The sequence below is a fragment of the Planosporangium mesophilum genome (genome assembly GCF_016863255.1).
Classification (GTDB): Bacteria; Actinomycetota; Actinomycetes; order Mycobacteriales; family Micromonosporaceae; genus Planosporangium; species Planosporangium mesophilum.
The window spans coordinates 1-15,093 of the sequence record NZ_BOON01000066.1 but is presented as its reverse complement, the minus strand read 5'-3'; the positions used below and the strand labels follow the sequence as shown (position 1 = coordinate 15,093).

The window sequence follows — 15,093 nt, the reverse complement described above, 5'->3', positions numbered from 1 at the left end:
GGCCGCCCTTCGTCGTACCGGGGGCAGGATCTCACTGTGGACGATGACCTGAGGAGCCTGCTCGATGCCCTGTACGCCGAGGGGAAGGCGCACGACGCGGACCAGCCGGACCGGCTCCTGCGGCTGCGGAACCTGGAGCCGGAGACGGCTACCCTGCTGGCGCTGCTGACCCGCATGACCGGTGCGCGGTCGGTGGTGGAGATCGGGACCAGCAACGGGTACTCGACGATCTGGCTGGCAGACGCGGTCGCCGATACCTCCGGCACCGTCGTGAGCGTCGAGCTGGGCCCGACCGACGAGGCGCGCGCCAACCTGGAGCGCGCCGGGCTGGCCGACCGGGTACGCCTCGAGCGCCGCGACGGCGGCCAGTTCCTGCAAAATCTGGCTGACGACAGCGTCGACCTGCTGTTCCTGGACTCCGAACGGGTCGAGTACCCGAACTGGTGGCCCCACCCGGCCCGCGTCGTACGGCCGGGCGGCGTGCTCGCCGTCGACAACGTGCTCTCCCACCCGGACGAGGCCGCGCCATTCCTGGCCCTACTCGCGGGCGACGGGCGGTTCGTGACGGCGACGATCCCGGTCGGCAAGGGGCTGCATCTGGCGTGGCGCCGGCAGTAGACCAGCCGCCGTGCGTCGGCTCATGCACGGGGTACGGGCTCGAGGAGCCTCGCCAGCGCCGGGGTGACGCCCCACTGGCCCACCAGCGAGTCGTACTCGGCGCGCAGCTCCGGCGTTGCCGGCGCGTCGGTACGGCGGGCCCGCAGCAGCAGGTTGCGCGGCGTGTGTACCGAGCCGACGAACTCGACGACCTCCACCTTGTACCCGTGCAGCCGCAGCAGCGACGCGCGTACCGCATCGGTCAGCACGTCGGCGAAGCGCTCGCGCAGGATGCCGTGGCGGGTCAGCGACCGGTACCCCTCGGGCGCCGAACCGGCCCGGAGCTGGGCGGCGAGGTCGTGGTGGCAGCAGGGTGCGGCGAGGATCCAGCGCGCGCCCCAGCCGGCCGCGCGGGCCAGTGCCTCGTCGGTCGCGGTGTCGCAGGCGTGCAGCGCCAGTACCACGTCGGCACCGTCCACCTCGGACTCCAGGATGGTCCCCGCGACGAAGTCGACGCGATCGCCCCAGCCGAGCCGCTCGGCGATCGCGGTGTTGCGCTCCCGCTGATCCTCGCGTACGTCCACTCCGGTCAGCCGGACGTCGACGCCGTGGGCGGTCAGGTACCGGTACGCCGCGAAGGTCAGGTACGCGTTCCCGCAGCCGAGGTCGACCACGCGCAGCGGCTGCGGGAGTTCCTCCTCGCCGAGCGTCGCCGCGAGCGCCCGGAGGAACGCGTCCACCTGCCGGCGCTTGGCCGCACTCCCCCCGATGACCTCGAACAGCGGGTCGCCCGGGTCGAGCAGGTGGATCGGTGGCCGGTCGTGCACGGCAGCGGCGGGCCCGGCGGTGGCCGGGCCGGCAACCGGGGCACCCCGGTGCACCTGCGCCTCGCCGCGCTTGGTGACGCGCAGTTGGAGCACGCCGTCGGTGCTCTCCACGTACCAGTTGCCGAACGGCTCCGCCAGCAGCCGCTCGATGGCGCCCTCGGCGGTACCGCCCCAGTCCAGGTTGCGGGTGTACGGGCGGACCCCGTCATCGGAGACGACCTGCAGTTGGGGCCCGGCCTTCAACGAGACCGGGCGCAGCTCCACCCGTTCCCAGCGGGGCTGCGCGCCCCGACGGCGACCGGCGGCGACGGCGCGGATCAGCCGGTCGGGGTCCAGCAGCAGGTCCCGTACTTCGGTGAGGGCGGAGTCCAGGGGTTCCGGCACCCCTTCAGCTTTTCATGGCTGCCTTCAGGATCTCCTCGTACACCCCCGGGTCGTACCGCTTGACGACCGGGTAGTCGCCGCGATGCTCCAGCTCAAGGCCTGGATTGGCCCAGTTCCGGCCGTCCGGTGCGAAGACGTGGGCGCTCGTGTTCACCTGGCCCCGCTCGACGGCGCCGCACTGCTCGACCACGTCCGCGCGGCCCATGCCGCGGTGCAGGTCCGCGGCGAGCGCGCCGCGGTCCATGTCCGGGCACTCCTCGGCGACCTCGAGGACCACCGGCAGCAGCGAGATGCAGCGGCTGTCCAGGAACAGCGCCCGTCGCAGCGCGGCGTCGAGCTGGTCGCTGGCGACGAGGCCGCCGACCTCGGGCCGCTTGGCCGCCTGTACCGCCTCCAGCGGCAGCAGCGACGTCACCGGCCAGACGGACGGCGCGGCCCGCCAGCGGCGCCAGCCGAGCCCCGGTTCGAGCCCGCTGAGCACGCCCTTCTCCATCTCGATCAGGCCGGGCTCGTGCGGTCGACGGTTGACCAGTTCGAGCGGGAAGGCCCGCAGGTCCAGTCGCACGTCGACGCCCAGCCGCTCGCGGGCGGCGCGCAGTCCGTGCAGGGTGAAGGTGGCGAACGGGCACACCAGGTCGGCATAGACCGTGACCACGCCCGGTGCGGAGTTGTACAGGTCCACGTCGCTCAGCGTGGCATGCCTGTCCGATCTTCGCAGCGGATCGGTGTTCAGGGCGCAGGAAGCGTGACAACGGTCGCCCCGTCGGCGGGTACGACCGGGGCGCCGGCCGCGCCGGACAGCGCGCGTACCAGCGTGGCGGCGGTGTCGGCGAGCAGGGTGTCCGGCTCGATCGGGGTACCGGCGAGGTGACCGAACAGGCTGGCCAGGCCGGGCAGCGGGAAGCCGTCGTCGCGGCGGGCGGGCCCGCCCAGCTTCTCCCGGCTGCGCTGCCAGGCGTCCATGACCTCGGCCGGCGAGGGCACCCCGAACCCGTGCCCGACGGGCGCGGCGTGGCGCAGCCGAACGAACTCCGTGTCGGCGTACGCCAGCGCCAACCGGGCACGCGCCGGGAGATCGTCGGCGTCGGGCACCTGCCGCATCACCGCGCACGGCGCCGCGCAGTCACCGGCGCAGACGCCGAGGGCGTGCGCGACGTTGCTGTGCTGGCGGTCGAGGTAGTCGCTGAGGTCGCCACCACGCGTCAGGCGCAGCAGCCGGGCGGCGCCCGCCTGATCGGCCTTGTTGTGCGCGCAGTCGGGGTCGCGACGGCCGAACCTGCTGCCCGGCACGGTCACGAACGGCAGCAGCCGGCGCGGGTCGCCGGCGTGGCCGAGCACCGGCTCCCACGCCAGCAGCGGCGCGTACTCGCTGGTGATGTGGACGGCGGCGACCAGGGCGGCGGTCTCCCGGCGGGCCCAGCGGGCGGCGATGACCTCCAGCAGCAGCCGGTACGCGGGCACGAGCGAGTCCAGCGCGCCGGCCGGGCGTTCGTCGGTCGACCGGGGCATCCGGCTGGCGCGCGCCCGGCGGGTCAGCGGCGAGGGTACGGCGTCGCCACTGACGAGGTCGGCGACGCTGGTGTCGGTACTGGCCCCGACGGTGGCGTCGACCCGGCCGAAGTCCTCGGCGTCGAGGTCGAGCAGGCGCTGGCCGAACGCGCACAACTGCTGGACCTGCGCGGCCTGGCGGGTGGTCAGGTGCTCACCGCCGGCTCCGCCCGCGACCAGCGCGGCGACCTCCCCGAACGCGTACCGCCGGGCCAGTGCGACCAGTACCTCGTGCGCCGTCTCCACGCCGGAGACTCTCTCACGATCTCCGATGTCCGTGGGACCGGCCGGCACCCGGGGCAACCACCGAACAAATGTACTATTTATGGCTTCCGTCGCTTTTATCCAACTTCACTCGTTAGGGGAGCGTGGGCTCATATCGCACGCTGTGCAGCGCGGTACGCGCCGTCTCGGCCCTGGCCGTGGCAGCCACCATCGCCGCCGGGATCGCACCGGCACGCGCGTACGCCGATCCGGCACCCGCGGACCTCGATCGCGACGTCACGACCGCGTGGCAGCAGCTCGAGACCGTCGTCGAGCACTTCAACACGACCCGGGAGGGTCTGAACGCCACGCGGGCCCGGCTCGCGTCGACCGACGCGCAGCTCGCGCCGCTCGGCCGCCAGGTCGACGACCTGCAGCGCAAGGTGGGCACGATCGCGGCCGGCGTCTACAAGGCGAGCGGGCAGGGCCCCACCACCGCCCTGCTCGGCTCCCGGTCACCGGGCATGCTGCTGGAGCAGCTGACGATGATCGACCACATCGCGCGCGGCCAGGAGCGGGATCTCCGGGCCCTGCGCGACGCCAGCGCCCGGTACGAGACGCAGCGGCGCCAGCTCAAGGACCTGGAGCGGCAGCAGGCCACCCAGGACCGGGAGCTGTCGGTGACCAAGGCGGCCGTCGAGAGCAACCTGAAAGAGCTGCAGTCGCTGCGCGGCAAGGCGTACGGGGTGCGCGCCGGCCGCGGCGTCAACCGGGACGCGTACGTGCCGATCTTCCCCGACGACGCCGGCGGTGCCGCCCTGCGCTTCGCGTACCAGCAGATGGGCAAGTGGTACCAGTGGGCCGCGGCCGGCCCGAACACGTTCGACTGCTCCGGGCTGGTACTCGCGGCGTGGCGCAGCGCCGGCAAGAACCTTCCGCACAGCTCGTCCATGCAGTGGAGCGGGGTCCGGCACATCCAGCGTGAGGAGCTACGCCCGGGCGATCTCGTCTTCTACTTCCCCGACATCCACCACGTCGCGATGTACGCCGGCGACGGGCGGGTCATCGAGGCGCCCCGGACCGGCGAGCGGGTCTCGATCCGGAAGATGGACTTCGCACCGATCTTCGGTTACGGCCGCGTGTCCTGAGAGAGCCCGCGGCCCGCTCCGGGAACGGGCCGCCGCTCTCGATGGGTCATCCGGCCAGCGCGAGGGCCAACGGGAACACCGCCGGCGCTCCGGCCCGGCGCAGCGCCTGGGCCACGATGGCCATCGTCCACCCCGAATCCACCAGGTCGTCAACCAGCAGGACCGGGCCGTCCAGCCCGGCGAGCCGGGCCGCCAGGTCGTCCGGTACGGCGAAGGCGTCGTGCAGCAGGCGTACCCGTTGCGCGCTGTTCCCCCGCCCGCCCCAGCCGTCCGGTTCGCCGCGGACCCGCGACACCGTGCCGAGCAGCGGAAGCCGGCCGGTCGCCGAGATCCGGGCGCCCAGGTCGTGGACGAGTTCGGGGCGGCGCCGGGACGCCACGGTCACCACGCCGACCGGTCGGGCCGGCCACGGATCGTCGCCGCGCGCCCAATCGGCGAGGGCCCGAACCACCCCCGCGAAGACGTCGTCGGGCACCGGCGCGTCCGGCGCGTCGTCACCGACGAGGCGCCGCAGCCGCTCCCCCCAGCCGAGGTCGGACAGGCGGGCCAGCGCGCGGCCCGGCCCGGCCTGCTCGTCCGCGGGGATCCGGCCGGACAGCGGCACCCCGATCGCGGGCAGCCCGGTCGGCCACAGCTGCCGGGGCGCCACGGTCACCCCGACCCGCCCGAGGTGCGCCTGCGCGGCGGACAGCGCCTCGGCCGAGACGGCCGTCGGGTACCACGTACCCGCGCAGTTGTCGCAGCGGCCGCAGGGTGCGGCCGCCGGGTCGTCGAGGCAGCGGCGCAGGTACTCCATCCGGCAGGCGCCGGTCGTCGCGTACTCCCGCATGGCCGCCTGCTCGTCGGCGCGCGCCGCCGCGACCCGCTCGTACCGGGCGGTGTCGTGCCGCCAGGGTTCTCCGGTCGCGACCCAGCCGCCGCGGACCCGCCGCACCGCCCCGTCCACGTCGAGCACCTTGAGCATCAGCTCCAGCCGGTTACGGCGCAGGTCGACGCGGGCCTCCAGGGCCGGCGTCGAAAGCGGCCGGTCGGAGCTTTCGAGGGCGTTGAGGGTGCTGCGTACCTGCTCTTCGGGCGGGAACCCGAGCGCGGCGAAGTACCGCCAGATGGCCTCGTCCTCACGGCCCGGCAGCAGGAGCACGTCCGCGCTCCGCACAGCCCGGCCGGCCCGGCCCACCTGCTGGTAGTACGCGATGGGCGAGGACGGCGCGCCGAGGTGCACGACGAAGCCGAGGTCGGGCTTGTCGAAGCCCATCCCGAGCGCCGACGTCGCGACGAGCGCCTTGATCCGGTTGTCGAGCAGGTCGGCCTCGGCGGCGCGCCGGTCGGCGTCCTCGGCCTGTCCGGTGTACGACGCGACCGGGTACCCCCGGGCCCGCAGGAAGGCGGTGGTCTCCTGCGCCCCGGCGACCGTGAGGGTGTAGACGATGCCCGAGCCGGGCAGGTCGGCCAGGTGTTCGGCCAGCCAGGCCAGGCGGTGGGCGGCGTCCGGCAGGCCGAGCACACCCAGCCGCAGGGACTCCCGGTCGAGGGTGCCGCGCAGCACCAGCGCGTCGCCGAGCTGCTCGGCGACGTCGGTCGTGACGCGGGTGTTGGCGGTGGCCGTCGTGGCCAGCACCGGCGTACCCGAGGAGAGCTCGTCCAGCAGCGTGCGCAGCCGCCGGTAGTCGGGGCGGAAGTCGTGCCCCCAGTCGGAGACGCAGTGCGCCTCGTCGACCACGAGCAAGCCGGTCGTGGCGGCGAGCTTGGGCAGGACGCCGTCGCGGAAGTCGGGGTTGTTGAGCCGCTCGGGGCTGATCAGCAGGACGTCCACCTCGCCGGCGTGCACCTCGGCGGTGATCTGCTCCCACTCCTCCAGGTTGGCGGAGTTGATGGTGCGGGCCACGATGCCGGCGCGGGCCGCCGCGTCGACCTGGTTGCGCATCAGCGCCAGCAGCGGCGACACGATGACCGTGGGGCCGGCGCCGGCGCGGCGCAGCAGGGCCGTCGCGACGAAGTACACCGCGGACTTGCCCCAGCCGGTGCGCTGCACGCAGAGCACGCGGCGCCGGTCGATCACCAGCGCCTCGATCGCCCGCCACTGGTCGGGCCGCAGGCTCGCCCCCGGCCCGGCCAGCGCCCGCAGCACCTCCTCGGCCTGGTCCCTGGTCACCGCACGCTCGTCCACCCGGCATTTCTACCAGCAGCGGGTGACAGTCACCGCCGGTATCGGACCCGCCACCGCCGGCGCGGCCCCCGCTCGGCCCGCCGGGCCAGCTGCCGCATCCGCCGCGCGATCACCCGGTCCACCTGGAGCGCGATCCACCCGCACAGGCAGGTAAGCGGCAACTCACCGAACAGTGCGGTCGCCACCGCGACGGTCAGGTCATGACCGGTGGGCGAGGTGACCACGTCGAACCAGGCGTCGATCAGCAGCGCCGTCGCCGTCGCGGTGGCCGTCATCACCATGTGCCGGTGCCCGCGGTACGCCAGCACCGCCGTGAGCAGCAGGAGCACGGTCAGCCCGATGTCGAACCCGACCCACGCGACCCGGTAGTTGCGGGTACGGATGTCCTCGGGGAGGGTCACGGCGAGGTAGGCCGTCCACGGGATGGTCACCAGGGCCAGCAGCGTGAAGACCGGAGCGATCCAGGACGGCACCGGCCGGACAGCGGGCAGGGCCGCAATCGCACCCTCGGCCGATCGTTCGGCGCCTATGGACATGATCGAAGGCTACGCCGGTGCGCGTCGGCCGTTGGCCGAGAGCTGCTGCATCGCGAACGTGGGTGCGTCGGTGAGGACCGACGACGGCTCGTCGTGCGACTCGTCCACGCCCACCGGCCGGCGGTCGGCCCGGCACAGCTCGATGCCGGTGTACATCTCGACCGTGTCCCACTCGCCCAGCGGGTACGACCTGTCGCGGGCGAGCCGGTACGTGTCCGGCCGGTCACCGGGCCCGGAGCGGATCCAGACCAGGGTCCCGTTCCGGCTCACGTCCGTCACGACCAGCCTGTTGTCGCTGATCTCCAGCTTCAGATGGGTACGGCTGATCCACCTGGCCGCGGCCTCGTGCAGCCACTCGGCGACCGCGATCGCGTCGGGCTCCTCGGGCGCCCGGCCGACGAACACCGGGCGGTCGGCCATCACGACGAAGTGCCGGCGCCGCAGCCCGTCGATGACCAAGGTGACCGGTACGGACGGCGGCCGCGGCCCGAGGTCGCGCAGCGGCTCGTCGTGGCGGGGGCAGACCGGCTTACCGGCGCGCAGCCGGGGTACCGGCTGGCCCAGGCGGCGGCCGTCGCCGAAGCTCGGGCAGTCGAACTCGTCGCAGCGCCAGGCCCGCGCGATCAGGGCGGTGCCGGTCGGGCTCGGCGCGGGCAGGTACTCGGGCGGCTCCGGCAGCGGCTCGTACACCGGCTCGGCGGGGTTGGGGAAGAGCGGCACGCGCTCGGCGGCGGCCCGGCGAAGAGCCGTACCGTCGGCCCGCGCGGTGACCGCCCCTGTGGTCGCCCCCGGCACGTTCTCCGGGGAGGTGGGCTGCGCCGGTACCTTCGGGCCGCCACGGCCGCCCGGCCGCGACAGCACCACGCCGCCGGTACCGCCCTTGCCGTCGGTCAGCAGCGCTCCGCCGCCGCGCGGGCTCACGGTCAGGACCCGCAGCGGGTCGTCGCGCAGCCAGTCGTACTGCTTCGCCAAGTCGGCGTGGTCGCGCAGGCTGATCACCGGTAGCCCGGTCAGCTCGGCGATCTCGAGCATCCGCCCGGCGGCGTTCTGCGTTGCCTCGATCAGGCCGTCGTCGGTCCACCGGCCCAGCACCATCCGCTCCTTGGCGGTCAGCGCGGCCTCCGACAGCAACTGCCGGGGCACGACCGGGTAGATCATCGCACCGCCGTCGCGCAGGTAACGGCCGAAGGCATCCACGACCATCCCGGCACGGATCAGGTTGACCGGCCGACCGCTGTCCAGTTCGGTGTACCGGATGATCTCCCCTAGATCGACCACCGCCTGTGCCACCACGATGTCGGTTGAAAGACGCTGCTCGATGGTGTCCATCACCTGGCTGACTTCGAAGCGCACCGTCACCTCCGGCTCGCGAGCGCGCTGGTGACAGACACCCTAGATGACCCATCACCTGCTCGTCCGCTGATGGCGGTGATTCCGACCGTCCCCATCGGTCAGACGACTCATCGGTGACCAGCGGGTTACGCGCGGTCAGAATCAGGCCCCGCCGGTCGGCGAGGTGCCGCTGGCCGACGAGCCGCCGGCCGCGCCGGGGGCGGATCCGGGCGAGGCGTTCGGATCGACGCTGCTCTGAGGCGACGGGGGCGGCTGGTCGAGCGGGGTCGGGTCCGGCGTCGGCGTCGCGCCGCCACCGCCCGTCGGGTCGGTCGTCGGGGTGCTCTCCGTGGGCGGTGTCGTCGCGCCGGGACCACCGCCCCCAGGCTCACCGCCACCGGGGGAACCGCCACCGGGGGAACCGGCACCGGGGGAACCGGCACCCGGAGCCCCACCGCCCGGACCGTCGACGTCGGGACTGCCCGCCTGCGCCGGTCCGCCACCGGCCACGCCCGGTCCCACGCCGGCGGGTACGGCCTGCCCGCCCGCTCCGGTCCGGTGCGGGGCGTTACCGCCCTGGCGGTCGCCGGCTGCTTCCACGCCGGAGCCGTCGTCCGTGCCCGGACCGCCGGTCCGCGTCTCGCCCGACGCTCCGACCAGCACGTACGAGCACGCGGCACCGTTGAGCGTGAAGGCGGTCGGCATCGGGTTGGCGGTGTGGTACCCGGCGGAGAAGCTGAGCGACCGGGACGTGCCCGGCTGCAACGGCGCGTCGCCGGCCGGTCCCCGTACCGTGACCGCGCCCGTCGGCAACTGGGTCCACTCGCCGGCCGACCCCTCGCTCAGGACCTGGTCGCCGGTGAAGGTGAACTGCATCGTCCACGGGTCCAGCGTCTGGGAACTGCTGTTGGTGACGGTGACGTCGACGTTGAACTGGCTGGCGTTGTCGGCGCGGGTCAGGTAGCGGACGGTGCAGGGTGCGCGGTTCGTACGGGCCTCGTCGGCCGCGATGGCGAGCGTCGCCGTCCTGCCGTTCGGCAGGTCCGCGCAGGTGCTCAGGGTGAGGCCGGCGGCGGCCAGCCCGGCGGTGACGCCCACGACCTGGATCGCCCGTCGGCGTCGCAGCCGATGCAGGTTGTCGATGACGGCGCTGCCCATCAGCGAACCGGGCAGGATCGAGGTCTCGGCACCGCTGTCGATCGCCGGTCCGAAGAGCGCCGCGGCCGCGAGGCGCAGCCGCCCCGGCGGCCGCCCTGCCAGCGAGGCCGTCACGGCCGGCGCCGGGTCGAGCGCCAGGTCGTCGGGCTCACCGGCGCGGATCGGCAGCGGTACCCGGATTCCGGCCGCCGCGGCCAGGGCGCTCGCCACCTCCCGGCTGGCCGGCCGATCGGCCGGATTCTTGGCCAGGCAGCGCCGGCACAGGTCGACCACCCCGTCGGGCAGGCCGGCGATGGGAGGCAGCCGCTGCGGCTCCACGTACACGTGCGCAGTGATCATCTGCGTTGTCGTCTCGGCCGCCCACGGTAGCTCGCCGGTCAGGGCCCGGTACAGCAGCAGGCCGAGCCCGTACACGTCGGTGGCCGCCCGGACCGGACCACCGGCCAGCCGCTCGGGCGCCAGGTAGGCGGGGGTACCGAGTACGACGCCGGCGGGGCCGACCTCGCCGCTCTCGCCCGCGACGGCGGCGATCCCGAAGTCGACGACCTTCGCCCCGGACGCGGTCAGCATGACGTTGCCCGGTTTGACGTCACGGTGGACGAGCCCGCGCGCGTGCGCGGCGGCCAGCGCCGCCGCGACCTCCGCGCCGACCCGCAGGGCCGCCCGCCAGGGCAGCGGTCCACCTCTCAGGCGGTCGGCGAGGGTACGTCCGGAGATCAGCTCCATGACGACGTACGGGACGGTGTCACCGTCCCCGGTGACGGACTCGCCGTAGTCGTAGACGCCGGTCACGTGCGGGTGCGACAGGCGGGCGGCGGCCTGCGCCTCCGCCCGGATCATCGCCCGCGAGTGCCGGTCCGCCGCGAGCTTGGCGGCGAGAACCTTGATCGCCACCTGCCGGTTGAGCACCTCGTCGTGGGCGCGCCATACGACGGACATCCCACCTGTCCCGAGGCGCTCGACGAGGCGATAGCGACCCCCGAGTACACCGACCGCGTCCACGTGTTCGACCTGCCCCGATCGATGACGGTCCAACCATCTCTATCTAACGTTGTTACGTGACGAGCAGTTACTGTGCCATCACCCGGGCGGTCGATATCGACCGCCTGCAGCATTCAAAATCGACCGACACGCGTCCAAATTGAACTCTACCGTCGGCCACGCTCGAACCCCGCATATTCACCGGAACAGGGGGGCATCGGAGAGGGTCGAGAAGGCACCGCCCAGGTTACGGGACAGTCTTCTCGATCGCCGCCGGTCCGAGCTCCTCGAGTTCCTTGCGCGCGTGGTCCACGTGCCTCGGGGTCGGGTCCTTACCCTCGGCCACGGCCAGGTCCTCCGGTTCCCAGGGCTGCTCAGCCCCGGTGCGCGGCTGAAGTTTGGCCAGGACCTCAGGGTCACGTCGCGGTGTAGTCATGGGGCTGTAGTTACCCCCGGTAAATGGCGTCACACACACCGATCCCAGATGGGATATAAGACATAAAAGGGGTGCCATCGATCGACTCGCTGCTAACGCACGATAACGCTCGGTCGAAAATACCCTGCCAAAGTTGCCGGGAACTTCCCACCCGGATGAAACTCCCCCATCATGTTGCCGGTGACTCGGGGCGAACACGGTCAGACCCTCGACGCCGTCACATGTGGACAGTCGAGCGCCGAGCCGCATCACAAGGACCCGCCGGACAGCAGGGACCTCCTGGCCGCCGCACAGGGCGGTGACGAGGAGGCGTTCCGGCGGCTGTACCACGAGGTACAGCCGCGCCTGCTGCGCTATCTGCGCACGCTGGTCTCCGACGACGCCGAGGACGTAGCGGCCGACGCCTGGCTGGAGATCACCCGCGGACTGCACACCTTCCGCGGCGACCTGGACGGATTCCGTGGCTGGGCGGCCACGATCGGCCGGCACCGGGCCCTGGACCACCTGCGGCGCCTTCGCCGCCGGCCCGGCGCCGACCTGCCGGTCGAGGCGCTCGCGCAGTTGGCGGCCGACGACGACACGGCCGGTGGCGCGCTGGACGCGATGTCGACCGACACCGCGATCGCGCTGATCGCCTCGCTGCCCCGCGACCAGGCCGAGGCGGTGATGCTGCGGGTGGTGATGGGGCTTCCCGCCGAGGCGGCCGCCCGGGTGCTCGGCAAGCGACCGGGCGCCGTCCGGACGGCGACCCACCGGGGACTGCGCCGGCTGGCCGAGCGGGTCGGGTCCGTACCGCCCGCGACCCACCGCCGGCAGGCAACCGGTGAGCTGCGACAACGATGGGCCTACGGAGGGGAGTAACGCAGACGGGGCGTCGAACGCTGAAAGGACGTGGGATGGGAAGAGACGGAGCCCGCAAGGTGGCCCGATGCACAGTGGACCGGCGTGCCGCCGAGTCGTTGGCGCGCGGCGACCACCGTGCCGACGTTCCCGACGCCCTCGTCCGCCTGCTCGCCGCGGCGGCCGCTCCGGCCCGCGACTCCGAGCTGGCTGGGGAGGAACCGGCCGTCGTCGCCTTCCGGCGGTACCACCGGCCCCCGATGCACGCACCCGGACGACGGTCGCTACTCGCAAGGCTTCTCACGGTGAAGATCACGGTCGCGTTCGCCCTCACCGCTGTCGGCGGCGGCGCCGCCCTGGCCGCGGCCGGCGGCTTCCACCGGAGCCTCGGCACCTCGGGGCTCAGCCCGCGTCCGGCCGCCCCCTCCGCGGCGCCGTCGAGCCCGGCCGCGAGCCCCCGCGGCACCGGCTCCGCCGCCGCGGCACCGAAGCGACCCGTACCGTCGCCGACCCTGTCACGACCGCCGACGGCCAGCCTCTGCCGGATCCTCGTCGCCGACGCCAGGAACAGGTCGGCCGGCGTACACATGGGGCTGGACAGTCCGGCCTTCGCCGCGCTGGTCGCCCTGGCCGGCGACGCGGCAGGCGTGTGGTCCTTCTGTTCCCGGCTGCTCACGATGGCCGGCGTCACGGCAGCTCCCGGCACGCCGTACCCGGCCTACGGCGACCGTTACCACAACTATCCGGGCAACCCCGGATACCCGTACCCCCGGCCGGACCCGGACCACAACGACGAGACCGGCCAGGCCGCCGACCGTGCTCCCTTCTCCCCCACACCGGCTCACGGTCGGCCCGCAAGTCCTCCCCTCGGGTAGGACGACCCGGTAAGCACCGCCACGCCCACCGTTCCCCCCACGGTGGGCGTGGCGGGTACCGAGGGTTTCAACACCGTTGCAGCCAGGTCAAACAGCCTCGGGAACAGCGGGGCACGAGTACGGTCACTACCGTGCGAACGGCCGACGCCATGCGGGCCCACCTCGACGACGACGCTCCCGTACTGGAACGGCGGGCGCTCGGCACCACCGATCTCGACTCGGCCGCCCGGCGCCTCGAGGAGTGCTGTGCCCGCGTCCTGGCCCCGGTCGAGGAGTGCCTGTTCTACCGGTCCAATGTGGGCATGGTCGCGGGCCTGGTACTGGCCGACAGCCGGCGGATCGTGGCCAAGGTGCACCAGCCCGGCCAGACCCGCGCCCGGCTGACCACCGCCCAGCGGGTACAGGCCCACCTGGCCGACGCCGGGTACCCGGCTCCACGACCACTCGCCCTGGCGCACTGCGGGCACTCCTTCGTCACGTTCGAGGAGCTACGCGAGGACGGCGCCCACCTCGACGGGCACGAGGGTCCGGTACGGCAGGCCATGGCCGTCGCACTCGCCGAGCAGGTCCGACTGGCCGGCGAGGTACCGGAGGTGCTCGCGCTCACCCGTGAGCCGCTGCGCGGGCAGCGGGTCCTGTGGTGCCGCAGCCCGCACTCGCCGTTCGACTTCGACGCCACCAGGCGGGGCGCCGAGTGGATCGACGACCTGGCCCGCCGGGCGCTCGAGATCCTGCGCGAGGACCCCGGTACGACGGTCGTGGGCCACACCGACTGGCGGGTCGAGCAGATGCGCTTCGCCGACGACCGGGTCAGCGTCGCGTACGACTGGGACAGCCTGGTGCTCGACTCCGAGACGACGCTCGTCGGGTACGCGGCCCGCGCCTTCCCCCTCGACTGGGAGCGGGGCGGTACCCGGATGTGGCCGACCCCGGCCGAGCAGGCCGCCTTCGTCGCCGAGTACGAGACGGCGCGGGGCCGCCCGTTCACCGCCGCGGAGCGCCGGGCGGTGGCCGCCGCCGGGGTCTTCCAGTCCGCGTACGGGGCCCGCTGCGAGCACTCCGTCGCCGGCGATGAGGACGAGGTCCCCGCCGACAGCCAGCGGGCCGGTCTCGCCGCCTACGGCGCGGCGCTCTTCACGGTGCTCGACTGACCGGCTTGACCTCAACCAAGGTTGAGGTTCGAAGCTGGGGGCATGCCTTTCACCGAAGCTGAACTCCGCTACCTGTCGAGCCAGCGCCTCGGGCGCCTGGCCACCGTGGCCCCGGACGGGTCGCCGCAGAACAACCCGGTCGGTTTCAGGTACAACCCGGAGACCGGCACGATCGACATCGGCGGCCACTCCCTGGGCGCAACCAGGAAGTTCCACAACGTGGAGGCCACCGGCGTGGCCGCCTTCGTGGTCGACGACGTGACCTCGGTCGACCCGTGGCGGGTACGCGGCGTCGAGATCCGCGGCCGCGCGGTGGCGGTACGCGGCGCCACGCCGTCGATGCCCGGCCTCAGCGGCGAGATCATCCGCATCCACCCGCGCCGCATCATCTCGTGGGGTGTCGATCCGGACCGGCACGGCATGTGGCGACGCGACGCCGAGGAGCCGGTACCCGCCCCCTGACGGTCGGGCTCACCAACCGAGGTACGTCCGTGCCGTCCGCGCAGCCCGCTCGACCAGGTCGACCCCGGCCTCCATCGTCTCGTGCCCGCGGGACAGCACCACGACGGTCGCGTCGGTGTCGGAGCCGGTGATCCGTCCCATGCCACCCCAGCCACCGTCGGGGCCCGGGGTGGTCGCGGTCAATCCGAAGACATCGGTACCGGCCTCGATGCCGCCGGTCCGATTCCACAGCCTCGTGGTGGCGTCGTTGTCGCTCTGCTCGATCATGGCCGTCGCCAGCTCCTTCTCCGCGGGCTTGAGTCCCCGGCCGGAGCGCTGGGCCTGCAGCAGCATCGTCGCGAGCAGGTCCACCTTCACGATGCTGGCCGTCTCGAACGGCTGCTGTCCGTTTTGACGTTCTTCCCGCCCTGAAGGACGGGGATTCCCTCCGCGCTGCGCGCGGAACGC

The 15,093-nt window shown here is 73.2% G+C and carries 14 protein-coding genes and 1 pseudogene; 6 read left to right on the top strand and 9 right to left on the bottom strand.

Annotation, left to right across the window (positions count from 1 at the left end; translation table 11 throughout):
* Window positions 1-36 precede the first annotated feature (36 nt).
* Window positions 37-618 carry an O-methyltransferase gene (locus Pme01_RS28290; RefSeq protein WP_168117943.1) on the top strand — a complete coding sequence of 194 codons (582 nt, stop codon included), beginning with the start codon at window positions 37-39 and terminating at the stop codon, window positions 616-618.
* Between the two features lie 20 nt (window positions 619-638).
* On the opposite strand, the gene Pme01_RS28285 is transcribed toward Pme01_RS28290, so the two are convergent.
* From Pme01_RS28285 to Pme01_RS28275, 3 genes are read right to left on the bottom strand one after another with little or no spacing between them, the layout of a single operon-like run.
* Complete coding sequence (locus Pme01_RS28285) at window positions 639-1,808, bottom strand: SAM-dependent methyltransferase (protein ID WP_168117944.1); 1,170 nt, start codon at window positions 1,806-1,808, stop codon at window positions 639-641.
* 4 nt (window positions 1,809-1,812) lie between these two features.
* Window positions 1,813-2,490 (bottom strand): DsbA family oxidoreductase, encoded by a 678-nt coding sequence (locus Pme01_RS28280; protein WP_168117945.1) that lies wholly within the window; start codon window positions 2,488-2,490, stop codon window positions 1,813-1,815.
* Between the two features lie 47 nt (window positions 2,491-2,537).
* Window positions 2,538-3,602, bottom strand: a complete 1,065-nt coding sequence (locus Pme01_RS28275; protein ID WP_203935933.1) for a hypothetical protein — start codon at window positions 3,600-3,602, stop codon at window positions 2,538-2,540.
* 122 nt (window positions 3,603-3,724) lie between these two features.
* On the opposite strand from Pme01_RS28275, the gene Pme01_RS28270 reads away from it, so the two are divergent.
* Window positions 3,725-4,708 (top strand): C40 family peptidase, encoded by a 984-nt coding sequence (locus Pme01_RS28270; protein WP_168117946.1) that lies wholly within the window; start codon window positions 3,725-3,727, stop codon window positions 4,706-4,708.
* Between the two features lie 46 nt (window positions 4,709-4,754).
* Here the strand turns inward: Pme01_RS28270 and Pme01_RS28265 are convergent, their stop codons facing one another.
* From Pme01_RS28265 to Pme01_RS28245, 5 genes are all read right to left on the bottom strand, one after another.
* Window positions 4,755-6,875 (bottom strand): RecQ family ATP-dependent DNA helicase, encoded by a 2,121-nt coding sequence (locus Pme01_RS28265; protein WP_239088515.1) that lies wholly within the window; start codon window positions 6,873-6,875, stop codon window positions 4,755-4,757.
* Window positions 6,876-6,904: 29 nt separating this feature from the next.
* A complete protein-coding gene (locus Pme01_RS28260; RefSeq protein WP_168117947.1) occupies window positions 6,905-7,411 on the bottom strand; it encodes a hypothetical protein in 507 nt (168 codons plus the stop codon).
* A gap of 9 nt (window positions 7,412-7,420) precedes the next feature.
* A complete protein-coding gene (locus Pme01_RS28255) occupies window positions 7,421-8,764 on the bottom strand; it encodes an FHA domain-containing protein (protein WP_168117948.1) in 1,344 nt (447 codons plus the stop codon).
* A gap of 141 nt (window positions 8,765-8,905) precedes the next feature.
* Window positions 8,906-10,903 (bottom strand): serine/threonine-protein kinase, encoded by a 1,998-nt coding sequence (locus Pme01_RS28250; protein ID WP_275408579.1) that lies wholly within the window; start codon window positions 10,901-10,903, stop codon window positions 8,906-8,908.
* Window positions 10,904-11,129: 226 nt separating this feature from the next.
* Window positions 11,130-11,318, bottom strand: coding sequence for a hypothetical protein (locus Pme01_RS28245; protein ID WP_168117950.1), 189 nt, complete (start codon window positions 11,316-11,318; stop codon window positions 11,130-11,132).
* 180 nt (window positions 11,319-11,498) lie between these two features.
* Here Pme01_RS28245 and Pme01_RS28240 point away from each other — a divergent pair, with 180 nt between their 5' ends.
* The 4 genes from Pme01_RS28240 (at window position 11,499) to Pme01_RS28225 (ending at window position 14,646) form a co-directional block, all read left to right on the top strand.
* Entirely contained in the window at window positions 11,499-12,179 is a 681-nt protein-coding gene (locus tag Pme01_RS28240; protein ID WP_308441119.1) for an RNA polymerase sigma factor, read from the top strand.
* Between the two features lie 35 nt (window positions 12,180-12,214).
* Window positions 12,215-13,033 carry a hypothetical protein gene (locus tag Pme01_RS28235; RefSeq protein WP_168117952.1) on the top strand — a complete coding sequence of 273 codons (819 nt, stop codon included), beginning with the start codon at window positions 12,215-12,217 and terminating at the stop codon, window positions 13,031-13,033.
* Window positions 13,034-13,164: 131 nt separating this feature from the next.
* Entirely contained in the window at window positions 13,165-14,184 is a 1,020-nt protein-coding gene (locus Pme01_RS28230) for a protein kinase family protein (protein ID WP_168117953.1), read from the top strand.
* Between the two features lie 42 nt (window positions 14,185-14,226).
* Entirely contained in the window at window positions 14,227-14,646 is a 420-nt protein-coding gene (locus tag Pme01_RS28225) for a PPOX class F420-dependent oxidoreductase (RefSeq protein WP_168117954.1), read from the top strand.
* A 9-nt stretch (window positions 14,647-14,655) separates the two neighbouring features.
* Here Pme01_RS28225 and Pme01_RS28220 read toward each other — a convergent pair.
* Window positions 14,656-15,093, bottom strand: a pseudogene (locus tag Pme01_RS28220) (hypothetical protein); the annotation flags it as partial.